Origin of the sequence: Flavobacterium psychrotrophum, from assembly GCF_003403075.1 — a bacterium.
Classification (GTDB): Bacteria; Bacteroidota; Bacteroidia; order Flavobacteriales; family Flavobacteriaceae; genus Flavobacterium; species Flavobacterium psychrotrophum.
Window position 1 is genome coordinate 3,612,791 of record NZ_CP031557.1, and the last position, 25,369, is coordinate 3,638,159.

General features: G+C 41.1%; 23 protein-coding genes. 5 read left to right on the forward strand and 18 right to left on the reverse strand.

Going from position 1 to position 25,369, the window contains the following annotated elements; all coding sequences use genetic code 11:
• Positions 1-68: 68 nt before the first annotated feature.
• The gene (gene fabD, locus DYH63_RS15515) at positions 69-944 is read right to left on the reverse strand and encodes an ACP S-malonyltransferase (RefSeq protein ID WP_116789657.1); all 876 of its coding nucleotides are present in this window, start codon (positions 942-944) and stop codon (positions 69-71) included.
• A 103-nt stretch (positions 945-1,047) separates the two neighbouring features.
• Here fabD and xth point away from each other — a divergent pair, with 103 nt between their 5' ends.
• Positions 1,048-1,818: an exodeoxyribonuclease III gene (gene xth / locus DYH63_RS15520; protein ID WP_116789658.1), complete on the forward strand. Its 771-nt coding sequence runs from the start codon at positions 1,048-1,050 to the stop codon at positions 1,816-1,818.
• A gap of 102 nt (positions 1,819-1,920) precedes the next feature.
• Positions 1,921-2,253 (forward strand): endonuclease domain-containing protein, encoded by a 333-nt coding sequence (locus DYH63_RS15525; protein WP_240409023.1) that lies wholly within the window; start codon positions 1,921-1,923, stop codon positions 2,251-2,253.
• A 462-nt stretch (positions 2,254-2,715) separates the two neighbouring features.
• Here DYH63_RS15525 and DYH63_RS15535 read toward each other — a convergent pair whose 3' ends face one another.
• From DYH63_RS15535 to DYH63_RS15545, 3 genes are all read right to left on the reverse strand, one after another.
• Entirely contained in the window at positions 2,716-3,666 is a 951-nt protein-coding gene (locus DYH63_RS15535; protein WP_116789660.1) for a bestrophin family protein, read from the reverse strand.
• Positions 3,667-4,207: 541 nt separating this feature from the next.
• On the reverse strand, positions 4,208-5,587 hold the full coding sequence (locus DYH63_RS15540) for a sensor histidine kinase (protein ID WP_116789661.1): 1,380 nt from the start codon (positions 5,585-5,587) through the stop codon (positions 4,208-4,210).
• Between the two features lie 2 nt (positions 5,588-5,589).
• Positions 5,590-6,264: a response regulator transcription factor gene (locus DYH63_RS15545; RefSeq protein ID WP_116789662.1), complete on the reverse strand. Its 675-nt coding sequence runs from the start codon at positions 6,262-6,264 to the stop codon at positions 5,590-5,592.
• 290 nt (positions 6,265-6,554) lie between these two features.
• Here DYH63_RS15545 and DYH63_RS15550 point away from each other — a divergent pair, with 290 nt between their 5' ends.
• Positions 6,555-7,247, forward strand: a complete 693-nt coding sequence (locus tag DYH63_RS15550; RefSeq protein ID WP_116789663.1) for a DUF4397 domain-containing protein — start codon at positions 6,555-6,557, stop codon at positions 7,245-7,247.
• A 428-nt stretch (positions 7,248-7,675) separates the two neighbouring features.
• On the opposite strand, the gene DYH63_RS15555 is transcribed toward DYH63_RS15550, so the two are convergent.
• The 9 genes from DYH63_RS15555 to DYH63_RS15595 form a co-directional block, all read right to left on the reverse strand.
• Entirely contained in the window at positions 7,676-8,350 is a 675-nt protein-coding gene (locus DYH63_RS15555) for a response regulator transcription factor (RefSeq protein ID WP_116789664.1), read from the reverse strand.
• A 113-nt stretch (positions 8,351-8,463) separates the two neighbouring features.
• Complete coding sequence (locus DYH63_RS15560) at positions 8,464-9,216, reverse strand: sensor histidine kinase (RefSeq protein WP_116789665.1); 753 nt, start codon at positions 9,214-9,216, stop codon at positions 8,464-8,466.
• 72 nt (positions 9,217-9,288) lie between these two features.
• Entirely contained in the window at positions 9,289-10,050 is a 762-nt protein-coding gene (locus tag DYH63_RS15565; protein ID WP_116789666.1) for a hypothetical protein, read from the reverse strand.
• A 133-nt stretch (positions 10,051-10,183) separates the two neighbouring features.
• On the reverse strand, positions 10,184-10,867 hold the full coding sequence (locus tag DYH63_RS15570) for a hypothetical protein (RefSeq protein WP_116789667.1): 684 nt from the start codon (positions 10,865-10,867) through the stop codon (positions 10,184-10,186).
• Between the two features lie 9 nt (positions 10,868-10,876).
• A complete protein-coding gene (locus DYH63_RS15575; RefSeq protein ID WP_116789668.1) occupies positions 10,877-11,488 on the reverse strand; it encodes a hypothetical protein in 612 nt (203 codons plus the stop codon).
• 331 nt (positions 11,489-11,819) lie between these two features.
• Entirely contained in the window at positions 11,820-13,040 is a 1,221-nt protein-coding gene (locus tag DYH63_RS15580) for a BaiN/RdsA family NAD(P)/FAD-dependent oxidoreductase (protein ID WP_116789669.1), read from the reverse strand.
• A complete protein-coding gene (locus DYH63_RS15585) occupies positions 13,037-13,720 on the reverse strand; it encodes a glycerophosphodiester phosphodiesterase (RefSeq protein WP_116789670.1) in 684 nt (227 codons plus the stop codon). Before DYH63_RS15585 ends, DYH63_RS15580 begins: the two co-directional genes overlap by 4 nt.
• A gap of 62 nt (positions 13,721-13,782) precedes the next feature.
• Complete coding sequence (locus DYH63_RS15590; RefSeq protein WP_162927054.1) at positions 13,783-14,742, reverse strand: hypothetical protein; 960 nt, start codon at positions 14,740-14,742, stop codon at positions 13,783-13,785.
• A 15-nt stretch (positions 14,743-14,757) separates the two neighbouring features.
• The gene (locus tag DYH63_RS15595; protein WP_162927055.1) at positions 14,758-15,168 is read right to left on the reverse strand and encodes a hypothetical protein; all 411 of its coding nucleotides are present in this window, start codon (positions 15,166-15,168) and stop codon (positions 14,758-14,760) included.
• A gap of 185 nt (positions 15,169-15,353) precedes the next feature.
• Here DYH63_RS15595 and DYH63_RS15600 point away from each other — a divergent pair, with 185 nt between their 5' ends.
• Positions 15,354-16,463 (forward strand): sensor histidine kinase, encoded by a 1,110-nt coding sequence (locus tag DYH63_RS15600; protein WP_116789673.1) that lies wholly within the window; start codon positions 15,354-15,356, stop codon positions 16,461-16,463.
• A complete protein-coding gene (locus tag DYH63_RS15605) occupies positions 16,441-17,157 on the forward strand; it encodes a LytR/AlgR family response regulator transcription factor (RefSeq protein WP_116789674.1) in 717 nt (238 codons plus the stop codon). The genes DYH63_RS15600 and DYH63_RS15605 overlap by 23 nt, the downstream gene beginning before the upstream one ends.
• A 110-nt stretch (positions 17,158-17,267) precedes the next feature.
• Here DYH63_RS15605 and DYH63_RS15610 read toward each other — a convergent pair whose 3' ends face one another.
• The 5 genes from DYH63_RS15610 to pgmB all read right to left on the reverse strand — a co-directional run bounded on the left by DYH63_RS15610 (position 17,268) and on the right by pgmB (position 25,368).
• Entirely contained in the window at positions 17,268-18,425 is a 1,158-nt protein-coding gene (locus tag DYH63_RS15610; protein ID WP_116789675.1) for a T9SS type A sorting domain-containing protein, read from the reverse strand.
• A 213-nt stretch (positions 18,426-18,638) separates the two neighbouring features.
• On the reverse strand, positions 18,639-20,075 hold the full coding sequence (locus DYH63_RS15615) for an alpha-amylase family glycosyl hydrolase (protein WP_116789676.1): 1,437 nt from the start codon (positions 20,073-20,075) through the stop codon (positions 18,639-18,641).
• A gap of 193 nt (positions 20,076-20,268) precedes the next feature.
• On the reverse strand, positions 20,269-22,107 hold the full coding sequence (locus DYH63_RS15620) for a glycoside hydrolase family 13 protein (protein WP_116789677.1): 1,839 nt from the start codon (positions 22,105-22,107) through the stop codon (positions 20,269-20,271).
• Between the two features lie 285 nt (positions 22,108-22,392).
• Complete coding sequence (locus DYH63_RS15625) at positions 22,393-24,702, reverse strand: glycoside hydrolase family 65 protein (protein WP_116789678.1); 2,310 nt, start codon at positions 24,700-24,702, stop codon at positions 22,393-22,395.
• Positions 24,703-24,711: 9 nt separating this feature from the next.
• On the reverse strand, positions 24,712-25,368 hold the full coding sequence (gene pgmB, locus DYH63_RS15630; protein ID WP_116789679.1) for a beta-phosphoglucomutase: 657 nt from the start codon (positions 25,366-25,368) through the stop codon (positions 24,712-24,714).
• Between the last annotated feature and the right edge of the window lies 1 nt (position 25,369).

Sequence of the window (25,369 nt, forward strand, 5' to 3'; positions counted from 1 at the left end):
ATATTCTATATATACGAAAAATCCCGCCAAGGCGGGATTTTTTATTTTTAAGCAACTCCGTACAATGATTATCCCTGGGCTGTTATTGCTTCTTTGTTTATTTTCTTTACAAGGCCTTGTAGTACATTACCCGGACCAACCTCTGTAAACAGGGTAGCGCCATCAGCTATCATGTTCTGTACGCTTTGCGTCCATTTTACCGGAGCAGTAAGTTGTATGATCAGGTTTTTCTTGATCTCCTCTGCATCGGTAACCGCAGTAGCAGGTACATTTTGGTACACCGGGCAAACGGGGTTAGCAAAAGTAGTAGCCTCTATGGCAGCAGCAAGCTCTTCTCGGGCAGGTTCCATCATCGGGCTATGGAATGCACCACCTACAGGTAGTATAAGCGCACGCTTGGCACCCGCAGCTTTAAGGGCTTCGCACGCAGCTTCAACGGCCGTAGTTTCTCCGCTTATAACCAGCTGCCCCGGGCAGTTATAGTTGGCCGCAACTACCACTCCGTCGATGCTTTTGCATACATCTTCTACAATTTTATCTTCAAGACCCAATACGGCAGCCATAGTGCTTGGTGTTATTTCGCACGCCTTTTGCATGGCAAGAGCACGCTGGCTTACCAGTTTTAGTCCGTCTTCAAAAGTAAGGGCCCCGGCAGCAACAAGCGCACTGAATTCGCCCAGAGAGTGGCCAGCAACCATTTCAGGCTGAAAGCTGTCACCAAGCGTTTTTGCTTTGATAACTGAATGTAAAAATACGGCAGGCTGTGTAACGCGGGTTTCTTTCAGCTGGTCTGCAGTACCTTCAAACATGATATCGGTAATACGGAAACCCAGTATTTCATTAGCTTTTTCAAACAATTCTTTCGCTTCCGCAGCACTTTCATATAAGTCTTTACCCATGCCGGTAAACTGGGCTCCCTGACCCGGAAAAACGTATGCTTTCATATCTTTTGTTCTTTTTGCTTTTAGTTTGTGGCGCAAAAGTACGTTTTTTTCTGTTTATCGTAATCTGCACTGAATTTTGTATCTTCATAAGAAAGATGTGATTATGAAAATAGCCACCTATAATGTAAACGGCGTTAACGGCCACCTGCCTGTATTGCTGCGCTGGCTTGAAGAGGCTAGACCCGATGTGGTATGCTTACAGGAACTTAAAGCACCACAGGAAAAATTTCCTGTAGAAGCCATTAATTCCGCTGGCTATAACGCGATTTGGCACGGCCAGAAAAGCTGGAATGGTGTAGCAATATTAGCCCGTGGACATGAGATTAAAGAAGTGACTCGCAACCTGCCCGGTGACCCCGAAGATGAGCAAAGCCGCTACATAGAAGCGTTAGTAAATAATGTACTGATCGTATGCCTGTACCTGCCCAACGGTAATCCTGCGCCGGGACCTAAATTTGATTATAAGCTACAGTGGTTTGAGCGTTTTTCGGCACGGGCTAAGGTACTCCTTGATTCTAAAACACCTGTTGTACTGGCAGGCGATTTTAATGTGATACCCAATGAAATTGATGCTTATAAACCGGAACGCTGGGTTAACGATGCACTCTTCCGTCCCGAAACACGCGAGGCTTTTCAAAAACTTATAGCGCAGGGATGGACAGATGCCATTCGTAAACTATATCCTGATGAAACTATTTATACGTTTTGGGATTACTTCCGCAATGCTTACGGGCGCGATGCCGGCCTTAGGATCGATCATTTTTTACTTAGTGACGAAGCTGCTGCCATGCTTAAATCGGTTGCGGTAGACCGCCATGTGCGCGGCTGGGAAAAGACCAGCGACCATACACCGGTATGGATAACGCTGGGGTGATCAAATTCGAAGATATGGGTGTTGTTATTCCCCTCTTTCGGAGGGGTGCCCGCAGGGCGGGGTGGAAAAATTAACTATATTGCAATTGACCAACTACATTAAATGGAAAAAGAAATTCTCAGCATCATAAAAGGCACTTATATATATCGTAAGCACATAAGCAATTTACCCGCAAATGCGCAGCTAAAGGATAGGGCTAAAAAACTTCGAAAAGCAGGAAATTACCCCGAAGTAGTTTTTTGGAAACAGGTTAACAGGCATCAGTTTTACAATATTGATTTTGACAGGCAGCGTATCATTGGAAATTATATTGTAGATTTCTATATAAAATCATTAGGGTTGATTATCGAAATAGACGGCACAGTACATAATGAAAGGGAAGATTATGATGAAAAACGCACACTGTTCTTAGAATCTTTGGGACTTAGCGTATAAAGGATTTCTTATTTAAGAGTATTGCATGACCTTAACAATGTGATGAACGAACTTGAAAATTTTATTATTGCAAATTACTCTTGATTCCCACCCCGCCTTACAGGCACCCCTCCGAAGGAGGGGAATAGCTACACTCAATCTCTAAACAGCCAGCACGTGTAACAGATAAATTTCTTTATATACTTTTGACTTATCCAATAGTGCAATGAATAGGATTGGAGTATTATTGACTATCTGAATTCCCCTCCCCGCCCTATGGGCACCCTTCCGAAGGAGGGGAATAGCTACTCTCAAAATCAAGACCCTGTAAGGGTCACACCTAAAAACGTTGGGCACCGCCCAACGTTTCGTAACGCAGTTACGAAAAAAGCCCATCCCCGCTTATGCAGAGATGGGCCGCCAAAATACATAATAACCGGACCTAAACACTAAACACCGGATACTAAAAACTAAACTATAAAACTATAAAATAAAATACGGGTCTTTATATGGCTGTATATCATAGAGACTTTCATCAAAATCCTGTTTTTCATCTTCAAATTCATTATGATATTCGTTAACCATTTGCATCAGGTTTTTTTCTATCCCGTTAGATATGGTAACCATGGGCGTATCTGTAGGGCGGTCTTCAAAAGGATCCTGCAACTGAATTGCCATTTTCTCTATAAGAAAGCATGCCGCACCTATCATGGCAACCACCGGTATTTGCAGCCAGCCTAAAAAGTCTTTCAGCCCAAATGGCAGCAGCACAATAAACAGGCATAGCGTAAAACGTATGTACATACTATAAGTGGTAGGAAACACTGTATTTTTAATACGCTCGCACTTACCCATACTATCGCAAAGCTTTGTAAGAATACTGTCCATCTCTACCTGCTGATAGGCATTAATGTTTCCGTTCTCAAGAGCTTTCTTTAAATCTTTACCATGCAACATAAGCAATGCGTTAGGCACATGTTTAAAATTACTAACAAACCTGAGTTCATCTTCGGTAAGCAAAGTTGTTATGGGCTTAACGGCATCTTTGCCCCTTAGCGATTGTGCCAGGGCATAACACCAGGCAGCCTGCCTCTTAGCAAATCGTTCTTTAAACTCAACCGCCTCTTTACTAAAATCAGGGTCGCTGTAAAAAGTAATGACCTGCCTTACCAGCGATCTGGAATCGTTTACAATGGCTCCCCAAATAATCCTGGCTTCCCACCAGCGATCATATGCCTGGTTACTCTTAAAGGCCAGGAGCAGTGATATGATAGTTCCCAAAATTGCAGGTACAGCTATTGGGATATTAACCGAACCGGCATTGTAAAAATGATGGATTACTTCAAAACTTATGGTGTAGAGTATTACCAGAACAAGCTCTATTTTTATCTTGCCCAGCACATAGCTTAATGGTATTCTCTTTCTTAGCAGCATAATTCAGTTTTAAATCTTAAACATCATATAAAGGCTGTAGATACCGCCTTAACATACTCCATAATTTTGATTACCTCTTTTTAAAACCCTCCATAGCTGAATTACAGTATTAAATGCCCCTGTAAAATATATCTGCTGTACACCGTAAAAACAAAGTATTGCTCAGGCTGCTGCGTTAGGCAATGACACCCGTGAGGAGGATGGGATACTTACCCTTGAGAGCAGCCCTGTGCAATAATTATATTTTTTATGAATCTTTTTGTTTGACTTATAAATAACTCCCAAACGCCCCCTTAACAACATCATAAAAAATAAATCTTTATGCTGTGGTACCGGGCAGTTATATATGGCAATTATCATAACACTAAGCAATACTACCTGACTGACTTAAAACCATTAAGTCTATCATATAAAAACCTTTAATGTTAATTACAAATCAACCATATCCAGATTAAAGGAAGTTTAGATTTACATTAGAATTTTATAAGCATGAAGATTAAGCATTCTAATCTTACAGAAAGAAATAATTGACCGATTAACGCTATTTCAATTTATTTTTATGCCCAAAGGTTAAAGTTACCAACGTACCTTTTCCTTTTTCGCTAATCACGTTTATATTTCCGTTGTGCATTTTTATAATGCGTGACGCAAGTGGTAAACCAAGGCCATAGCCACTATAACGTGATGCCTCTTTACCTCTAAAAAATGGCTCATAAAGATATGGGATATCTTCGTCAGGTATACCTATGCCAATATCGCTTATCTCTACCGTTATGGCTTTTTCATCTGCCGAAAGGCTTACAAAAACCTCATCATTATTACTATACTTAACGCCATTGATAATGATATTGCTTAAGGCAAGCTCTAATAACGGACGGTTACTGGGTATGGTAAGAAACTTATCGTCTTCCGGCATGTCATTCATACTGATGTTTACACGGTTGCCGGGATATAGTTTGTCCAGCTCGGCTTTTACATCCATTAATAGTTCATCCATACGCACAGGGTCTTTAACCTGTTTATTAGTATCATAGCCTGCCTGTGTCATTTTCAGGAGGCTGTCTGTAAGATTGCCCAGGCGTGTAGCCTGTTTATTTATGTTTCTTATTACCTCTTCATACTCCGGCAAATCACGCTCTTTTAAAAGTGTAATTTCGGTCTCTGCAATAATGGTTGCAATAGGTGTTTTAAGCTCGTGCGATGCGTTGTTTATAAAATTAGCCTGAATATCAAAACTCGTCTGCAACCTGTCTAGCATACCATTAAAAGTTTGTGCCAGGTCATATATTTCATCTCCCTGGTTACCCTCAGGCATCGGCAGGCGGCTGTGCAGGTTACTGGCGCTAATGCGTTTTACTTCTTTATTAATCTTAGCCACCGGATTTATGACACGCCTGGCCAAAAAACGCCCAAACAGGTAGGCCAGTAATATAAAGCCCATTCCGCCAAAAAACAGTATACGTGTTATGTAAATGGTAGTAGTAGTACCACGGCTATCTCGCGCGCCCACAATAACTATATATTTTACACCACCTTCATCAAACACCTGTGCATAGTGGTAATAACCAGACTTATGCACATAACCGGATCCGTTTGCAAGAACCTCTTCAAAAAACTCATGAGGCAGGTGTAAGTGCGTATTGTAATCAAAAGAATCGGGGCCGTTTACCCTAAGCACATAATCTGTTTCCTCTATAAGCTCTTCGAGTCCGTTTGCCTTTAACTGGCGGTAATATGCCGCTTTTTCAGGATCGTGCTGATAATGGATTGACGATACTATTTTTGCCCTGTCTACCAGGCGTTTCACAAAATAATATTCATTATTATACTTGAAAAGAAAATATACGAGCACGCACAACATCAGGGTACTGATGCCGGAAAGTGCAATATAAGTAATGGTAATTTTCTTTCTTATCTGCATTATTATGCCTTTAGCACATACCCAAGCCCCTTCATGGTATGTATTAACTTAGTAGTAAAAGGCTTATCTACTTTATTACGCAGGTAGTTAATATAAACATCTACCACATTAGTGTTCATGTCAAAATTAATGTTCCAAACGTTATCCAGTATTTTTTCGCGGCTCAGTATAATACCGCTGTTGCGCGCCAGGTAATACAAAAGGCGAAACTCTTTTGCGGTAAGGTTTAGTGGTGTACCGCCCCGTTTTACGGTCTTTGCACGACGGTCTATTTCCAGGTCTTCGATAGTTATAAGTTCAGCCGGTTTATGGTCCTGCCCTGCCCTGCGTGCGAGTGCATTAATACGGGCTTCGAGCTCTGTAAACTTAAACGGTTTAGACATATAATCGTCTGCACCACTATTAAGCCCGCTTACTATATTATCGCTGCTATCTAGTGCCGTAAGCATTAGTATAGGTACAAAGTTTCCGGCAGCACGCACACGCCTGCATATTTCTATCCCATTAATATCGGGCAGCATTACGTCAAGCACCACAACATCATAAGTATTTTGCTCCAGCATTTGGAGCGCAGTAGTACCATCGAGTGCGGCACTTACTTCGTGATTTTTTTCTGACAGCCCTTTACGTACTACTGATAGCAAATTAGGTTCGTCTTCGACAATTAGCAGCTTCATAAAAACAAAAATAGGGAAAAAAGTCGGAAGTCAGTAATACAAAGCCAATGGGCACAGGGTAAACGCGCCATAAAATAAGCCACGGATTACTCAAATTTCAAAAATCATTAAATTCGATATATTCAAGGTGCTTAAAGCGGTATGTAAATTTTTGAAATTCGAGTAATTCGTGGCAAAAATTTTAACTAATGAAATTGCATCTTAGGGCATACCGATAGTTAATTAACAAAATACTGCGCAACCTTATACAGGTATCTTGCATCTAATGTTTATACAAACGCAATACTGCTATGAAACTTAATTTTATCTCTAAAATGATGCTGGGCACAGCCGCAGCAATTACCATGTTATCATGCAACATAGATGATGACAGTACTTACTACACACCCGATAACAACATTGCTTTTAGCATTATTGCTAATGCAAGCCCCAGCAGCGGCGATTTATATTTTTATGCCGATGCAAACCGGATAAACGCAACTCCATCTGTATATGGAACTGCTGAAGGTTATTTTAGGCTCTATACAGGAAAACGCGTACTGTCTCTAAAGGATGCCACGGGTACTTTACTGGACAGTACTACGGTAAACCTGAAAGCCGGAGATGTGTTTAGTGCCTTTGCCGTTAATACTTACAACAACGTAGAACTGGTTACTTACAACGATACCCTACAGCAACCCGAAGCAGGACAAGCACTTGTGCGCTTTATTAACTTAAGCCCGGATGCAGGCGCTGTAGACATTAGCGGACTCAACCAAACATTTGCCACCGGTGTAGATTTTAAAGAAGCAACAAATTATGTAAGTGTAAAAAGCGGTACTTATGATATTACTTTTAAAAACAGCACTGGGGCTGTATTATACACCGCTAAAGCTGAAGATTTTTATTCGGGCAGTATTTATACCATATACACTAAAGGTTTTGCAACCCCTCCTACAGGCAGTAACGACACCTTTAGCACTAAGAAGTTGCGCAATTACTAAGCCGTAATGTAAAAAATTAGAAAGGCGGGGTTTACTACCTGTCCCCGCCTTTCCTTGGAATTAAATATAAAACTACTGTTGTTGGATAATTCAGCTTAAAAGCCGGCAGGATTCGACCTGTAAAAAGATTCTGTTTAAATAAAATAGCGATTTATTTTTGGGCTAAAACATGAATCCTACATCCGTACCGGCTTTTTAGAATATTATGGTTAGCAAACCGTTGTTTTTAAACTCCACTTTAAAAAATTGAAATCCGGTTTTTTAATTTTTCTTCAAAATTAAAATTGCACTCCTTGGTTATATCCTGAAGCAAAATTGCAAATAACCCATAAAAAGGCACAGGTAGAAATTACCTGTTTTACAAATTCAGGTAATTTTACGCAACACTGGTTTTAGCTTATGGTTACTGGTTACAGCAACCTGGTTAATTAAATTACAGGTAAGTCTTCAACCCTTATAATCTGGTTTTGTATAGCATATATAACAAGCCCGGCAATATTTTTAGCTCCCGTTTTAGTAAAGAGGTTATTTTTATGGCCCTCAGCAGTGCGCTGGGTTATAAAAAGCTCATCTCCTATTTCCTTAGCGGTTTTTTGCAGGCATATAAGGCGCAAAACTTCTGTTTCGCGTTCAGAAAGTAACTCTTCCTGCTGTAATACAGGCCTTGGCGCTTTAGTGGTTATTTGCGCGCGAAGGGCATCAAGTTGGTCATCTTTAAAAAAGTATCCGTGTTTATTTACTGCACGTATAATCTCTACAAGTTCTAACGGCGATATGCCTTTTGGCAAAAAAGCCGCTACACCTGTTTTTATCATAAAACCCATAAAGCTTTTTTGATAATGCGATGATATTACAATAATGCGCACATAAGAATAATCTATTTTAAGCCGCTCTGCAACCGCAATACCATCCATACCGTTCATGCGCAAATCCAGCAACACAATTTGAGGCATTATGGCAGCAGTACTTAGCTTTTCCAGTAATTGCTCTCCGCTGGTAGCGGTAAACACAACATCTATATCTGGGCAGGTTTGCAGGTAATTTTCTAAAAGCGATACAATAAGGGCATCGTCATCGGTTATGGCTATTGAGATGTTTTCCATGGACGCAAGATTGGTTTAAACAAATATAATCATTTCAGAAATTAAATTCCGGAATTGAGAATCCAGAAATTAAGATTGGCTTTACGTATCATTTGCAGGTCAGTTAATTATGATCAAAGCCTGCAAACCACAAGTGCCCTTGCCCCACTACCGGGTTTAGATTTTATGCGGTACTGGCCATTAAGGTACTGGGCTCTCATTTCAAGGCTACCAAGCCCAAGTCCGGGTTTGTTAATGGTTGTATCAAACCCTTTACCATTGTCTGTAACACAAATCGAAAGTAATGTTTTGGTATGGCGCAGGTGCACAAGCACAGTTGTAGCGTTGGCATGCTTCATTATATTAGTTACAAGCTCCTGCACTATGCGCACCAGCTGTATTTTAAATTCAGGGGTAACATCGGCTTCCGTGCGTACATCAGCAAAAAGCCGGATGTCTAACTTACTCTCCCATGGTTCTATAAGGCGGGTTACAAGCTCCGGCACAGATGAAAACTCAAGCATTGGGGGCATCAAATCGTGCGATATTCGGCGCGCTTCGGCTATACTGTCTCCCAGTTCCTGTTCTATATCGGCGGGGCTTTGCCCTATCTGAGTTTTCATACGTATAACGCTCAGCTTGCCTATAAGACCATCATGAAGGTCTGCCGCAATACGGGTACGTTCTTTTTCCTGTGCGAGAAGCCCGGTTTCAAGTAGTTTTTTCTGGTGATCTATTTCAAGCCGTGCCTGGCGCAGGTTTGCTTCAGTCATGCGTTTATAACCGGCGTGCATAATTTTTACCACAAAAAGTAATATGGTAAAAATTAGTACGATAACAATTGCTATCCAAAGTGCTATAACCTTTGGGTCCTGCCATTTTTCCATCTGCCGAAAATATAAAATCGCTTTGCAAAAGTAGCAATTAGCCAGCAAATACAGGCACTTTGAATGAATTATTTATTTTTTGAATATTCCCATACTGTCTGCCGTAATGTTATTTATAATGCGCAATAGTAGCGGACGCTCCCTGGCATCAGTAGATAAAGCCTCGCGTTGCAACAGTGTTATGCTTCTGCCATACATAAAAATGCGAACACTTATAAAGCTATAAAACAATATTATGAGTACTACATTAAATGCCCAGAAATAAAAAATAACATCTGACGACGCATTAACCAGGAAATTAAAGGGTAAAAAGATGACGAGCGTAAACGTATAGAATACGAGTACCGTAAGATTTAGCCAAAAATTGTTGAAGCGGGTTTCGTCATAACGGCTCATTTTTTTGTGCAGGTAACTTAACGAGAAAATAATGATTGCAAAATTATCTACCACTTTACAATAAGGCTGAAACGTGCGAATATCTCTCACGTTAAGTATAAAATCAAAAATTAGCTCCCAACTAATATACAATCCTGCAGCAGCACCCAATAACAGCAAAGGTACTTTAGGTTTTGAAAATAACCTGAAATTGTAAAACCATGTAAAAAAGGCTAACTCTAAAAAGGCATATATGGGCAATACCACATGATTACTTGGAATGAATTTTAATATATAAACGCTAAGACGCTCTGTAAAAAACATCAGGAAAAGGTAAAGTAGCAGGCCACGGTGTAATGGAGAAAGTTTTTTATAGAAGTAGATACCTATCATTAACCCAGCAATATCTGTATAACGGCTTAAATCTGTAAGTAGTATAGAAAACTCTTTGACACCCATATTTTACACAATCATTAAACAGCATCATTGCATAATGATGCTACTACGTTTTAAAGTGAAGTGGATGCAGTACAAAAATAGTAAAACCCCCGAAAAATCAGGGGTTTCTAAAGTTAAATCTTTTTTCCTAAGATTATTTTTCAACTATCTTTTTAAAATCTTTACCTTTTACAAGCTTATCGTTCCAAATAAAAAAGATGATGTAGGCATAGAACACAATGTTAGCCACCATGTTTAAAAACCATACATAAAACTTTAAGCCCGAGTTTTCATTTACTAAAAAATTAAAAGGCAAAAACACTATTAAATTAACCGTAAAATAGATAAGAAACGCGATATTAAGATTAAAAATCCGCCATTCTCCACCAAGTTTTTTAGATATGTTTTCATAAAAAAACGTCAATGAAAGCAATATGACTACAAAATCATCTACCACTTTAGAGTAGGGCTGAAACTGCCCCACATCCGTTTTAATGTAAAGGGAAACAAATATTTCACATATAATATACAGCAAGCCAAAACCCACCAGTCCCTTTAATAGCTTATGCTTTAGGTCTGATAAAACTACCAGATAAAAATATCCGGCAAATAGCAATTCTAAAAAGCTGTACACTAAAAGTAAAATATGGTTATTACCAAATAATTTCCAGAACAGCCTGCTTATTACATCTACCAGTAACAGCATTAAAACATACCACACAATGGCCTTACTTTCTTTCCCTAAATTTTTATAAGAAAAAAGACCTCTTATAAGAGCAAGGGTTAAAAGTACCGGAGCCAGATAACTTAAATAAGATGTGAATTCAATAATCGACACAGGCCCTCTCTATAAGTTTAATAAATAAAAGCTTGAAGCTGTTGCTGAAGCTCCATATGGAGGAACAGGGAAAGAAAAATCATCATATACATCTTTACTATCTATAAGATTTGTAACAATCAGTTCAGCAGTAAATGCAACCACCGCCTGGCCATTGCTTTTTAATGCTAAATTTACATAGGTATCAAGTGTTTCAAAATCTTCCCTATCAACTACAAATGCCAGGAAAAGCCCATCTGTAGTTGCATTTTGGGCAGGTATAAATGTGCCGTAGTTTTTATCCCAGTTTGCAATACGCTGCTTGGCTTCTTTGTTTGGAATACGGTTACTACCAAGGTTCTTCTCTAACGGACATACTTTTGTGTACAACTGATAATCAGCAGCATGCGCCGGGGTATCATATTCAGCCGGTATAACATAAAAATTTATTCTTTCCTTTGTTGGATCAGGATCTTCAACAATCCCCAGGTACACATGCAGTTGCTGGCACGTTTGTGCGTAATCAGGAATGACGTAACGAAACGCATCGCCCTTATCAAAAAGGCCTACAATCCTACTATTTTGCTTACCATTAACCGCAGCCTTCCATGCGTTGATACCATCTGCTATGCTTGATGCCATAGTGTACTAAATTTTAATTAATAATTGATTATGATTTGGTTTTACAACCGTGTATCGTAAATGTACACTTTTTTTGACTAAAATAAAGTTAATTACGGGTAACCATATACTCAAATTAATGTAACAACCTGCCTTACTAAGGGTTTGTTAAATATTATAACCATAAATGTATAATTACATAACAAATAACCTGCTGTACAACAATACTTTTACAACGGGTGAAAACCTCTTCATAATTTTACATCAGGTTTTGGTAAAAGTTACCTGTAGGATTGATTCCCTTCCGCTTCCCCGGAAGGGTTTTATTTTTTTAAGTACATTTCTTAATTAGCTATTCCTGTCCTGCAATACTTTCTGCAGCTATAAAACCACCTGTCCAGGCATTCTGAAAGTTAAAACCGCCCGTAATGGCATCAATATTTATGACCTCTCCCGCAAAATAAAGATTATTATAAAGCTTACTCTGCATGGTTTTAAAGTTCACTTCTTTAAGATCTATACCACCTGCGGTAACAAACTCTTCTTTAAAGGTACTTTTACCGTTTACTGCATATTGCCCATTTGTAAGTTGGGTTGTAAGGTCTTGCAGCTGCTGTTTTGTAAGGTCGGCCCATCGGGCTTCAGTATTAATACCGGCTGCTATGACAAGGCTTTCCCACAGGCGGTTAGGAAAATCAAACGGCGACTTCTTGCCAATGGTTTTCTTAGCGTTTTCAAGTTTCAGTTCTCGCAGGATTTCCTCGCAATCTTCTGCATCTGTATCATTAAGCCAGTTAACCTGTAACGTAAAACGATACTCTTTCTCGGCAAGTTCTCGGGCTCCCCATGCAGAAAGGCGCAGTATACCCGGCCCACTCATACCCCAATGGGTAATAAGCAGCGGCCCCGATGCGTCTAGCTTACTGCCCTTTACATTTACTGATGCAAGTGCAGAAACCCCCATAAGATCTTTGATACGCGGGTCTTTAATATTAAAAGTAAATAACGAGGGTACCGGCGGTATTATAGAGTGGCCAAGTTCTGCCAGCATATCCCACATTTTAGGGTTACTGCCCGTAGCCATAACCAGGCTTGCTGCCAGATAGGTTTCTGTCTGGGTTGCTATTTTCCAATGGCTTTCGGCATTGTATAAAGATTGTATGCTTTGCCCGGTAAGTATTTGTATGTTGTATTTTTTGGCCGCAGCCAAAAAACAGTCTATTATGGTTTGAGAGCTGTCCGTTACCGGAAACATACGCCCGTCTTCTTCCGCTTTAAGTTCCACACCATGTCGTTCAAACCAGTCTATAGTATCGCCACTGCAAAAACGATTAAACGGTCCGCGAAGCTCTTTTTCGCCACGCGGGTAAAACTTTACCAGATCTGCCGGGATAAAACAAGCATGGGTAACATTGCACCTGCCCCCACCCGATACACGCACTTTACTAAGCACTTCTTTGCCACGTTCCAGTATGGCTATCTTAAGTGCCGGGTTGCGTTCGGCTATGTTTATTGCGGTAAAAAAACCTGCTGCCCCGCCACCGGCAATTATTACATCAAAACTCTTGCTCATATACGGTCTGGGTAATCAGTTATTATGCCATCTACGCCCAGCGCTTTTACGCGGGCTATGTCTTCGGGTTCGTTTACAGTCCAGGGATACACTTTATAGCCTGCCTGTTGTGCTTTAAGCACACTACTTTCTGTAAGTAAAGAAAAGTGCGGGTGCAGTGCCACCGCATTAAATGCCTCAGCCCATTCCCACGCCTGGTGAATGCTGGCCTGTGTAAGTATGCCCAGCGGCACTTTTGGGTTAATGCGGCTCATATTTTCCAGCTCTTCCCGCTGAAAGCTCGACACTATAAAATCTTTGTAAGTATAGCCTTTCTCTGCCACATAACGTTCTATAAAATTGCTTACAGGCTGTGCGGTGTGGCGGCCTTTCATTTCTATGTTTACAAAACAGTTTTTACCCACCGTTTCAAAAACCTCATCAAGCGTAGGTATGCTATGCCCTCCTGTTACGGTAAGGCTTTTCAATTCGGCAAGAGTAAGCTTATGCACTTCGCCTGTACCGTTAGTAACGCGGTCTACGGTAAAGTCGTGAATTACTACAAGCTCTCCGGTGGCACAAGCGTGCACATCGAGTTCTATAGCCTTAGCCCCAAGCGTCAAAGCCCGGGCAAATGATGCCAGGGTATTTTCGGTTACATGTCCCTTGGCCCCACGATGGCCTATATTGAGTATGGGCATTATAGAATGTTTTGGGCAAAGATAGTATTTGCAGCAATCAATGCCCAAAACAGTTGTAAAATCTACGGGTTGTAAGATAGCCCCAAGTTTACATAGAAATTGCCGTTAGGCGTAGCCTTAAAAACATAATCGGTAAACTTTTTATTAACGGCTACAATCCTGCTGGTAGGTGTATATTTATAACCTGTTTTTAGGGTAGCTATAAAGCCTTTAAAAATGCAATGCTCATAGGTAGCACCAGACATGGTTTCTAACTGGCTGAAAATATAAGTCTTTGATGTATTTCTATTAAACCCTTTTAAGTAAACGGTTGTATTATCAAGCTCTGTACCCAGAGAGAGCCTGCCATTACTAAACACATCTTTTTTCATAAACAGCCTCTTTGGCAAAATGATGTCGGCAATCCATCCGTTATCAAACTTATGCTCGTAAGAAAGGGTAACAAACGCCGGCACCTGCGAGCTGGGGTCTATAAGACCTAATAAACCTATAGTCATTTTTGTTTTAGCATTAGCCTTAAGTACCAATGTACCCGATACCATACCGGTTATGCGCTCAAAGCCATTTTCTCCGCCCGATGGCAGCGCAGTAGCCGTGAATAAAGCCATTTTACCAAAAAGCTTAGTAAAACGTGTAAGCGTTACTGTAGCTGCATAATAATGTTCATTGCTTTCGGTTTGCTGTAAATTAGCACCTTGGGTTTCGGCATGAATATAGTTATAAAACAAACCGGTACTAAACACCCACTTTGGCGACTTTATAAAATTGATATTTGCATTTACACGTTGCTGGTATAACCGGGTAACCCTGCCTTCGGGCTGGCTAACGCCGGGAATGCGTGCAGAAAAATCATAAGGCGCATCATACCGAAACTCCGTATTTATCATGCGGGTAAACGGAAATTTATCTGCAACAAATTTTATAGCTTCTTTAGGAATGCTGTCTTTAGCCTGGGCAAATGTTTTGTAAAAAGGAACAGAAAGTACAAACACGAATAATGATAATTTAGCGGGATGTAGCATGCGTAAGTTGTTTAATTATATAGCGCTTAATGATGACCTGAAAAAATCGAGCAGAAAAAGTTTTTGAAAACGGTGCCGTATACGGTGCTGCGCAATGAAGTTGTTTAGCCTTTCGGCAGAAAATACAGTTCTGTCTATAACAAATACAAACCAGAGTGCATTTGCTTCTTTTTCCGCAGGCAGGTGCAACAACCTTTTTTGCGTAAGATGGCTGCTGTCATAAAACACCAGCCCAGCCTTACCGGCATCAGTATCAGCAAAGCTTACGGTATCCTGCACAGGCAACTTATATTTAATGTAGCCGCTGTACGATTCTTTAAAGCGTATCATATCAGCCAGCCTTACTGCCATAACTTCAGACTCAGGCTCAGTAGCAAGCAGTACCTCCATATCGCCTCCTTTTTGCAACAATTCATTCATGCTCATATCAAAAGTTTTGGGCAAAGAACGCTTTACATTTACTACAGCATTTTTAATTTATACAAAACCGAAAATAATTTCTACCAAACCGCCACTATTACGATTTTGTATAATAAAACACCCGTTTGGTACAATTTTAAAAGCACTACCCTGTAACCCTTAGTATATTTGCAGCAGTTTAACAGCATAAAATGAGCATAGAGAACATTTGCAACCTGCATAAAAATCCTGTTATAAAGCTGCTTACCGAAGATCGCTTTCGCATACTACGCCATGTGTGCATGATAAGTGTGTTTTTCGTGATTTTTGCCAGTGCCCGCATCCTTTTTGTAAAAGATGGCGATGACTATAGCGGAAACGCCGGGTTCTATCACAGCCTTGCACCTTTTATTCTTTATATGGGAATATTATATATTAACATATACGTTTTAATGAATCTGTTTTTTAAGGGGCAATACTTATTATACATCATACTAATAATGGCACTTAGCCTTAGCGCACTACTTACGCTACGGTATGTTATTGATCCGTTTTTTGAACCTTACCTTATAAGGCCCCGCCGCCACGGCCTGGATGATGTGGTTACTTTTATATGCGCCACTATATTTACAACACCCATAATATTAGTAAGCAACACAATGCGCCTTATGCAAAAATGGATACAGGATACAGAGCGCCTTAACGAGCTGAATACACTTACCATAAACATGGAGCTCGCTGCACTAAAGAACCAGATAAATCCGCACTTTTTATTTAACATGCTTAATAATGTAAATGTGCTGGTAAAAACCAGGCCCGATACTGCATCTACTGTAATTATTAAGCTATCAGAATTTTTAAGGCATCAACTGTATGAAAACAATGAAGAAAGTACATCGTTAATGGCGGAAGAACAATTCCTGACCAACTTTTTGAATCTTGAAAAAATTCGCAGGGATAATTTTAGTTTTAGCATTAGCCACCAAACGCCCGAAAGTACTGCTAACATACTAATACCCCCAAACCTGTTTACCACTTTTGTAGAAAATGCCATAAAATACAGTGTAGACCTGGGCGACAATACTACTTATGTAAACATTGCTTTAAAGACTGAGGGCAACCGGCTGCACTTTAGCTGCATCAATTCTCAAAATCCTGACGAAAAATTCAGGGATACCGGGAGTGGTGGCCTGGGTTTGGCTAACATTAAAAGGAGGCTCGAAATTTTATATGGAGATAACCATACCCTTGAATGTACCGACCTGCAAAGCACTTACACCATTAACTTAACTATTCCGTATGACCTGTATTATAGTAGATGATGAACCGCTGGCCCGCGAAGGATTGCAGGCTCTAATAGAAGAAGTATCTGAACTGCGTGTATTGGGCAGGTTCTCTAATGCGCCTGTAGCGTTAGAATTCCTGAAAGACAACACACCCGATTTAATATTCCTGGATATACAGATGCCCAAGGTAACGGGACTTGAGTTTGCAGCGCAGCTACCTGTAAAGAGCCTTTTGATATTTACAACGGCTTATTCTCAATATGCACTTAAAAGCTATGAGCTCGATGCTATTGACTACCTGCTTAAGCCCATAGAAAAAGTAAGGCTCGAAAAGGCAATTAGCAAAGCAATACTGTATAAACAATTACTATCTGACGATACTGCAAAAAATACCATTGAGCAGGCAAACAATAATTTCCTGCTTATAAAGGCCGAAAGGCGTTTTCATAAAATAAGCCTCAAAGACATAAGGTTTATAGAGGGATTAAAAGACTATGTAGTAATCTATACTACCGGCCAGAAACTGGTTACGGCAATGAACCTGAAAACCATACACCAGAAACTAAACGGAGATAATTTTTTAAGGGTAAGCAAATCGTATATTGTAAACCTCAACGCGGTAGAATCTTTTGATACGCACAACCTGTACATATCCGATTTTGAAATTCCGCTGGGAGAAATTTATAAAGCCGACTTCTTTGAAAAATACCTGAGCGATTTTAATGAATAGTAGTGCATTATCTAACAAATCATAAATGAAATACAACAGCGTTAAAATAAAAACGCAAAAAGCCCGGACATTGCTGCCCGGGCCCTATCAATAAAATAAACAACTCCGATTTAGTTTTTTACCACTTTAATTACCGATGTACCTTCTGCCGAGTTTACTTTGGCAAAGTATACACCATTAGCAAGAGCTGATGCGTTTACTGTAGCCTGCTGCGCGTTAGCTACCTGGCTTGCTACAATTTTACCGGTAAGGTCTACAATCTGGATGTTAGTAAGTGTACCATTTGCAGTGCTAAACGTCCATGATGCGTTAGCAGGGTTAGGATAAGCCACCACACTGCCTTTAGTATAGGTTGTAACCGCTGCCGGAGCAGAGAAATCAAAAGCACCTGTAGTTCTGTTAAAAGTAACAGCATATGTACCTACCGGCACCGTAACGTTACCACCTCCCTGTGTCATTGTACCAGAAGGATATTGTGCTCCACCCCAGGTAACAGTCCATTCGTGGTTTAGGCGAAATTTCATTTCAGACAATCCTTCACCATCAACGGCAAATACTCTTGATGCATAGCTGTAGTTTACACCATCTGTAGTTGTCATATCAGAATCTGTACCCCAGCCGCCAACGCCGCTACCGGTAATACTAATCGTTACAAAATTAAAATGGTACTCGTGTGTAGTAAGGTTAAAAGTAACATTGTAGCTATTAGCCGGCACCGGTATTTCAACACCTTCTGCAGCTGTTCCGGTAGGAAAACCTACAGCACCCCAGTTTGCATTACCATTAGTAAATGCGACATTTGTCTGAGCTGTAAAAACTGCATTATTATAAAAATAATTTACACCGTCAGTAGTGACAAGGTTAATATTCGTACCCCCTCCTATTAATGATATGTGTTCAAACCCGCCTACATCTTCAAAGTTATATGCTTTAGTAGTAAGGTTAAAAGTAATATCATATTTTCCCGGCTGGCACTGTATATCCTGGCCATTCTGGTCCTGTAAGCCTACCCCACTTGGCCATGCCGCATTATTACCCCAGTTAAGGCCATTCCACGCATTATCCTGCCTGAATTTAAGGCCACCTCCTGTAAGGGTAACATTTTCTAAAGTGTAAGTTACCCCATCGGTAGTTGCCATATCAATATCCGGGCCATCCCAACCCACAGAAGTAGCGCCGCCTATAATCCCGATACTTGGAAATTGTGCAAACATCATTGCCGTGCCCGCCATGAACACTGTGCAAAGCATAAGTAATTTTTTGATCATAAAATAGAAATTTTTAAAATTAAGAAAACGTTATAGTAAATATAGAAAAAAATAGTCATCTTAAACGACGACTGATTTATGATAGAAAAAAATCAAAAATTAAACGATGCAACAATAACAAAAACAATTAGTTACACAATTACTGTAGTGTTTTTGTTGCATCGAAAAATAAGATTTATTTATTCTTTTATGCTATACAAAGCTTTTAAATACTTAATTAGACAGTATCCAATATTGCCACGGCGCAGCATCTATTACCTGATCCTTTTTTAAGGTTAGTTTTTCGCCTGTAAGTGCATTGGTAAATGTACCATCAACAGCTACTTTAAACTGGAGTATCTCCTTAGTAAGGTTGGCTATATAGTACACTTTTTTACCCTCTTTCTCTCTCTCAAAAGCCAGTATTTTTTTATCATCAGATGTTTTAAGCCTAATGTACGATGCCGGCTTTTTACCACCATTAAGGGCAACATCGGTATTTTTTAGTTTACCAAGTTTTTCATAAATGGCAAACATTTTACCGGTCTTCTTTTCTATAGTATCCTGCTCAAAGAATTTAAGCCTGCGGTTGTTATCATATTCCTGACCGGTATAAATAAGCGGCATACCCGGCATGGTATAAGTAAGTGCTGCAAAAGCTTCAGCGGCATCACCCATACGCTCATATTCACTACCGCTCCAGGCATTCTCGTCATGGCTGCTGGTAAGGTTCATCATAATGTCATCCTTTTCAAATTTTTCAGAAAGGTGTTTCATCGTGGCATCCCAGTCGGCTACCGTCTTTTTGCCCTGCGCAATGTCGTTCATCACATGGTGTGCCTCAAAGCCATACCCCATATCAAACTGCCCCTTAAGCAGATATTCTTTCTCGCTTTCCATAAGCATGAATAGCGGCTTAACCTCTTTAAGTTTCGGTATTGCAAAATTCCAGAAATCAGTAGGCACATTATCGGCCACATCACAACGGAAACCATCGATGCCCTGGTTTTTTACCCAATACATCATTTCATTAAGCATGGGCTCATACACTTTTTTGTTGGTGTACTCCAGGTGTGCAACATCTGTCCAGCCCCACGGCTCGCCCGTTTCAGGATTTAGCGGATCAGTCACCTCGCCTTTAGCATTGTGCTGGTAATATTCCGGATGTTCTTTTATCCATTTATGATCCCAGCCCGTGTGGTTTGCTACCCAGTCCAGTATAACATACATACCATTATCATGCGCGGTTTTAACCAGTTTTTGGAAATCTTCCAGCGTACCAAGGTCAGGATTCACTGCAGTATAATCAGAGATAGCATACCAGCTGCCCAGATATTTTTTCTTTTCAGTTGGGTCAGTAATATCCTCAATCGACTTATCGGCAGTAGCCTTACGTCGCGTCATTGATATTGGGTAAATGGGCATAACCCAAAGTATCTTTACACCCAATTGCTTTAGCTTAGGGATATCTTTTGTAAAGGCATTGAACGTACCCTCTTTTGAGTAATTACGGATGTTTGCCTCATAGATAACAGCGTTTTCCATAGTGGCATCGCTTACCGGAGGCAGGCTTTCTGCTGAAGCTGTTGCCGGTTCACCTTCTGCCTTTTTTTCTTCTTTACACCCCAAAAGCAGGGTAAGAGTTAAGACGGTTATTAGTATTTTTTTCATTTAAAATGAAGTTTGGTTATCACTAATTCTAATTTGGCTTTTGCTGATTAAGCAGATCGTGCTGCTCCGTAATGTCATTCTGAATGCAGCGCAGCGTAATGAAGAATCTCAAAAAAACTAATGTGAGATTCCTCCTATCGTCGGAATGACAAAAATGCTTGTCCAAAACTTCTCATACAGTTCTAATCTTTACCTATTTCAGTTCCAGCACCATTACACTTTTCGGCTCCATCGTAATCTCACCGGTAACGTTAACCGATTTACCCGTAATTACATCGGTACCGGATTTGTAAGCTTTTATGTTTTCTGAAAAACGGTCGGTTTTAAAGGTCTTGGTTGTAGCGCTGTTATTTACCACCACCATTACCGTCTCTTTTTCGTTGTAACGGAAGTACACATACACATTATCATATGGCAGATACTGCGTCGTTTTACCCGAATGGATTACGGCTTTACTTTTCCTCCATGTAAATAATTTCGATGTGAAATCGAAATACTGCTTTTCCTGTTCGGTACGGCCTGCTGTAGTAAAAGCATTATGATCATCGCCTTTCCAGCCACCCGGAAAATCATGGCGAATATCACCATCACCTTTGCCTTTATCGCCTGCCATACCTATCTCTGAGCCATAGTACAATTGCGGAATACCGCGCTCTGTAGCAAGAATAGCCATAGCCATCTGGTATTTTTTAAAGTCGTTTTTGTAGATCTCGTTAAAGCGGCCGGTGTCGTGGTTCTCTGCAAAGGTCAGGATGCTGTTGATGTTAGGGTACAAAAAGTCGTTAGCCAGGTTGTTGTACATTTTGTACATACCACGATCCCAACCGGCATCATCTTCGCTAAAGGCCTGCGCCAACGCATCCATACCTGTAAAATCCATAACACTAGGCAGGTGCGAATTGTAGCTCTGTATGGCACCAACTTTACTATCCTTTTGCCAGTATGCCATTTGCGCCTGGTCGTTCATCCATACCTCACCCACAATATTAAATTTAGGGTACTCATCTGTAATGGCTTTTGTCCATTTACTGATACCCTCCTTATCGTTGTAGCTGTAGGTATCTACACGGAAACCATCAAGATCGGCATATTCTATCCACCAGATTGCGTTTTGCGTAAGGTAGTTCAGCACTAACGGATTACTTTGGTTAAGGTCGGGCATGCTCGGCACGAACCAACCGTCTACACACTGGCGTTTATCACTTTTAGACGCATTGACATCAAACTGGGTAGCCATGCGGTAGTTGCTCTGCGAATATCCGGGAAACTGGTGTACCCATTCATACGTAGGCAGGTCTTTATACATCCAGTGTTGTGCGCCCCAGTGGTTAGTAACATAATCAAGCACCAGCTTCATGCCTTTCTTTTTTACCTCAGCCGAAAGGCGCAGGTAATCTTCGTTTGTACCATAGCGTGGGTCTATTTTATACACATCGCTCTGGCCGTAACCGTGGTAGGAACCACGCGGATCGTTATCCTCACACAATGGAGTGGCCCAAACAGCCGTTGCACCTAACTCTTTTATATAGTCCAGGTTTTTAATGATGCCCTCAATATCGCCACCGTGGCGGCCATTAGGGTTATCCCTTTTTACCTTTTCATTAGTATCTTTAGTACTATCGTTATCCGGGTTACCATTAGCAAAACGGTCGGGCATTAGCAGATACATCATATCTGCCGAGGTATAACTCTCGCGGTCTGCCGAGCCTGTCCTGCGCTGCTTTAGTTCATATTTTTGGGTAAAGGCTACTTTGTCCTTAACGTTTTTAAACGAAAAGGTTAGCGACTTTGCCGAAACGTTCTTTGTGTCGATAGTAACAAAAACATAGTTAGGGTTCTCGGTTTTTACCACATTGTTTATCACTACCCCGTCTGAAACTGAGGGCGTGTATTGTGCAATATTTTTTCCGTAGAACATTACCTGAAGCTCAGGGTTGTTCATGCCACTCCACCAAAATGGCGGTTCGGCGCGCTCTACCTGTGCGAAGGCGGTAATGCCGGTGAATAGTAAGATGTAAAGTAATTTTTTCATTGTGTTGTTTTGCTATTTGTTTTGCCACGAATTACACCAATTTCACTAATTTTTGATGTAGTATGGGACTGCTGCAAGTTTTTAAAATCTTGTAGCTATTGATAGTTTGAAGTTTGATACTTCAGATATAGTCCACCCCGCCCTGCGGGCACCCCTCCGAAGGAGGGGAATCGTAGCGATCTACTCAACAGAGCGAGCATTCCCCTCCTTCGGAGGGGTGGCTGAAAGCCGGGGTGGGTATAAATAAACTTTCAAGGCCTTGAAGACCTTACAGGTTGTGAAATCTTAAACAGCAACCAGCTGATTAGGCTTTACGGTAACGGCATTACCGTTAACCACCACATCCATATCATGGTCGCCCTCAAGGGCAAAATGTGTTTCGCCCGGCTGTACCGATACCTTAAGCACCTGCCCACGGAAGTTGATCTTGAATGAAAAACCTTTCCACTGTGCAGGTATCTTTGGTTCAAAATACAGCATATTATTTTTAACGCGCATGCCGCCAAAGCCTTCTACAATACTCATCCAGGTGCCGGCCATACTGGTAATGTGCAGTCCTTCCTCCACCTCTTTGTTATAATCGTCGAGATCCAGGCGCGATGTGCGTAGATAGAATGTATAAGCTTGTTCCATCCTGTCAAGGCTGGCTGCCTGTATGCTATGCACACATGGCGAGAGGCTACTCTCATGTACCGTTAGCGGCTCATAAAAGTCAAAGTGCTTTTCCAGCTGTGCCTTACTAAAATGGTCTTCAAAAAAGTAGAAGCCCTGTAGTACATCTGCCTGTTTTATGTAAGGCGAACGCAGTATCCTGTCCCAACTCCATTTCTGGTTGATAGGCCTTTGCGACTTATCCAGCTGGCTTACCGGCACAAGCTCCTTATCAAGGAAACCGTCCTGTTGCAGGTATACGCCAAACTCTTCTGAGTATGGGAAATACATATTATCTGCCACTTCCTGCCACGCCTTTATTTCTTCGGCATCAAGTTTTACAAGATCCATAATACGGGTATGGTCTGCATTGAACTCATCGCGAACACGAGCAATTTGCTCTACCGTATAATCTATGCACCACTTGGCAATATAGTTGGTATAAAAATTGTTGTTTATGTTGTTCTCGTACTCGTTAGGGCCCGTAACTCCAAGTATCATGTACTTGTTTTTGTGTGACGAATAGGTTGCCCTCTGGTGCCAGAAACGCGCTATGCCTATCAGTACCTCCAATCCTTTTTCAGGAATGTAGCTGTAATCATTGGTAAAACGGTAATAGTTATAAATAGCAAAGGCAATGGCGCCGTTACGGTGAATTTCCTCAAAGGTAATTTCCCACTCGTTATGGCATTCTTCACCATTCATGGTAACCATAGGGTATAGTGCCGCGCCGTTTTTAAAACCAAGCTTTTCTCCATTTTCTATGGCCCTAGCAAGCTGTACGTGCCTGTAAGTTAATAAATTTCGGGCAACCTGCTGGTCTTTAGTAGCCATATAAAATGGTATGCAGTAAGCTTCGGTATCCCAATAGGTAGAGCCACCATATTTTTCTCCGGTAAAACCTTTAGGGCCTATGTTTAGCCTTGGGTCTTTGCCCAAATACGTCTGGTTAAGCTGGAAGATATTAAAACGGATACCCTGCTGTGCTTTTACGTCGCCATCAATAGTAATATCTGCCATTTCCCAAATACTAGCCCATGCCTGTTTCTGTTCTTCTAAAAGGGCATCAAAACCTTTGGCTTTCGCCGAAGTAATAACCGCCTTTGCTGCATTTATAAGTTCCGCTTCTGCATGGTTTAACGTTACGGTATAACCGCCAAATTTTACAATGGCAGCCGTGTCGTTAGGGTTGGCCTCTATGGTATAGCTAAACTGTACTTTCCTGTCAGATGCCTGGGCACTTACAGGTAGTGTTTGTGTATCGTTGCCATTTAGTAAAATACTGTTGTGCATAAAAGCCGCTGCGCCAAAGCCTGTCTTGAACGTGCGTGCCACTACAAAACCTTCGTTAACCGAATACTGCGCATCTACAGGCTCCCAAAAGGTTTCTTCCCAGTTGGCATCCATGTTCTTAACACCCGCATCTACATACGGCTTATAGGTTATCTGTGCCGCACGGTTAAGCGGGGTAATTTCATATTTTATGGCGCCAAGCTCATCTGCCACTAACGACAGGAAACGCTTAACGTTTACTTTTATCTCAGTACCATTTTGCAGTACAGCTTCAAAAGAGCGGTTGTATACACCCTCCTGCATATTAAGCTCGCGACGAAAATTGTTTACCACGCTGCATTTGGCAAGGTCGAGTACCTCACCGTTCACTTCAATGTCTATGCCTATCCAGTTTGGCGCATTAAGCACCTTGGCAAAATACTCAGGGTAGCCGTTTTTCCACCAGCCCACTTTAGTTTTGTCCGGATAGTACACGCCTGCTATATAACTTCCCTGAAAGGTATGCCCGCTATACTGCTCTTCAAAATTAGCACGCTGCCCCATGGCACCGTTGCCAATGCTAAAAAGGCTTTCTGATGAACGCACCCTTTCTGCATCAAATCCTTCTTCTATAACCGACCAATTGTCCGGTACTATATAATCCTGGTTCATGTGTGTCTATTAACTGTTAACTAACGTTTCTAAAAAATGTATGTTTATCCCGGCAAAGCTGCTAAAGTTGTGCTGTGCCTCGTGCAGGGTGTTGGCATCGCCTATGCCCACGCTCGTCATTCCGGCAATATTTGCCGCCTTTATCCCCGCAATAGAGTCTTCAAACACTATTGCGTCAGATGCAGGTTTACCCAATAATTGTGCTGCCTGTATAAATACTTCAGGATCCGGCTTTGCATTGGTTACATCATTACCGTCTACAATGGCATCGAAATAATGTATAATGCCCACACGCTCCAGTATAGGCCTTGCGTTTTTACTTGCCGATCCTAATGCTATACCCTGGTTGTTAGCCTTAAGCCATTCCAGCACCGGCATTACACCATCTAATATTTCATCGGCAGCCATATTAGCTACCGAGTTCATGTAGTCTTCGTTCTTTTCGATAAGCCAGGCATCTTTATCTTCCTGGCTGGCTTCTACGTTTCCAATACCAAGGATGATATCCAGCGAACGGCCACGGCTTACGCCTTTTAGTAATTCATTATGCTCATGCGTAAAGTCGATACCCAGGCGGTTTGCAATTTTTTGCCACGCCAGGTAGTGGTACTTGGCCGTGTCTACGATGACCCCATCGAGGTCGAAAATAAATGCTTTTTGTTTCATT

Excerpts from the sequence above, each read along its gene's own strand:
- fabD (WP_116789657.1), bottom strand. The coding sequence starts at position 944 with ATGAAAGCATACGTTTTTCCGGGTCAGGGAGCCCAGTTTACCGGCATG.
- xth (WP_116789658.1), top strand. The coding sequence starts at position 1,048 with ATGAAAATAGCCACCTATAATGTAAACGGCGTTAACGGCCACCTGCCT.
- DYH63_RS15525 (WP_240409023.1), top strand. The coding sequence starts at position 1,921 with ATGGAAAAAGAAATTCTCAGCATCATAAAAGGCACTTATATATATCGT.
- DYH63_RS15535 (WP_116789660.1), bottom strand. The coding sequence starts at position 3,666 with ATGCTGCTAAGAAAGAGAATACCATTAAGCTATGTGCTGGGCAAGATA.
- DYH63_RS15540 (WP_116789661.1), bottom strand. The coding sequence starts at position 5,587 with ATGCAGATAAGAAAGAAAATTACCATTACTTATATTGCACTTTCCGGC.
- DYH63_RS15545 (WP_116789662.1), bottom strand. The coding sequence starts at position 6,264 with ATGAAGCTGCTAATTGTCGAAGACGAACCTAATTTGCTATCAGTAGTA.
- DYH63_RS15550 (WP_116789663.1), top strand. The coding sequence starts at position 6,555 with ATGAAACTTAATTTTATCTCTAAAATGATGCTGGGCACAGCCGCAGCA.
- DYH63_RS15555 (WP_116789664.1), bottom strand. The coding sequence starts at position 8,350 with ATGGAAAACATCTCAATAGCCATAACCGATGACGATGCCCTTATTGTA.
- DYH63_RS15560 (WP_116789665.1), bottom strand. The coding sequence starts at position 9,216 with ATGGAAAAATGGCAGGACCCAAAGGTTATAGCACTTTGGATAGCAATT.
- DYH63_RS15565 (WP_116789666.1), bottom strand. The coding sequence starts at position 10,050 with ATGGGTGTCAAAGAGTTTTCTATACTACTTACAGATTTAAGCCGTTAT.
- DYH63_RS15575 (WP_116789668.1), bottom strand. The coding sequence starts at position 11,488 with ATGGCATCAAGCATAGCAGATGGTATCAACGCATGGAAGGCTGCGGTT.
- DYH63_RS15580 (WP_116789669.1), bottom strand. The coding sequence starts at position 13,040 with ATGAGCAAGAGTTTTGATGTAATAATTGCCGGTGGCGGGGCAGCAGGT.
- DYH63_RS15585 (WP_116789670.1), bottom strand. The coding sequence starts at position 13,720 with ATGCCCATACTCAATATAGGCCATCGTGGGGCCAAGGGACATGTAACC.
- DYH63_RS15590 (WP_162927054.1), bottom strand. The coding sequence starts at position 14,742 with ATGCTACATCCCGCTAAATTATCATTATTCGTGTTTGTACTTTCTGTT.
- DYH63_RS15595 (WP_162927055.1), bottom strand. The coding sequence starts at position 15,168 with ATGAGCATGAATGAATTGTTGCAAAAAGGAGGCGATATGGAGGTACTG.
- DYH63_RS15600 (WP_116789673.1), top strand. The coding sequence starts at position 15,354 with ATGAGCATAGAGAACATTTGCAACCTGCATAAAAATCCTGTTATAAAG.
- DYH63_RS15605 (WP_116789674.1), top strand. The coding sequence starts at position 16,441 with ATGACCTGTATTATAGTAGATGATGAACCGCTGGCCCGCGAAGGATTG.
- DYH63_RS15610 (WP_116789675.1), bottom strand. The coding sequence starts at position 18,425 with ATGATCAAAAAATTACTTATGCTTTGCACAGTGTTCATGGCGGGCACG.
- DYH63_RS15615 (WP_116789676.1), bottom strand. The coding sequence starts at position 20,075 with ATGAAAAAAATACTAATAACCGTCTTAACTCTTACCCTGCTTTTGGGG.
- DYH63_RS15620 (WP_116789677.1), bottom strand. The coding sequence starts at position 22,107 with ATGAAAAAATTACTTTACATCTTACTATTCACCGGCATTACCGCCTTC.
- DYH63_RS15625 (WP_116789678.1), bottom strand. The coding sequence starts at position 24,702 with ATGAACCAGGATTATATAGTACCGGACAATTGGTCGGTTATAGAAGAA.
- pgmB (WP_116789679.1), bottom strand. The coding sequence starts at position 25,368 with ATGAAACAAAAAGCATTTATTTTCGACCTCGATGGGGTCATCGTAGAC.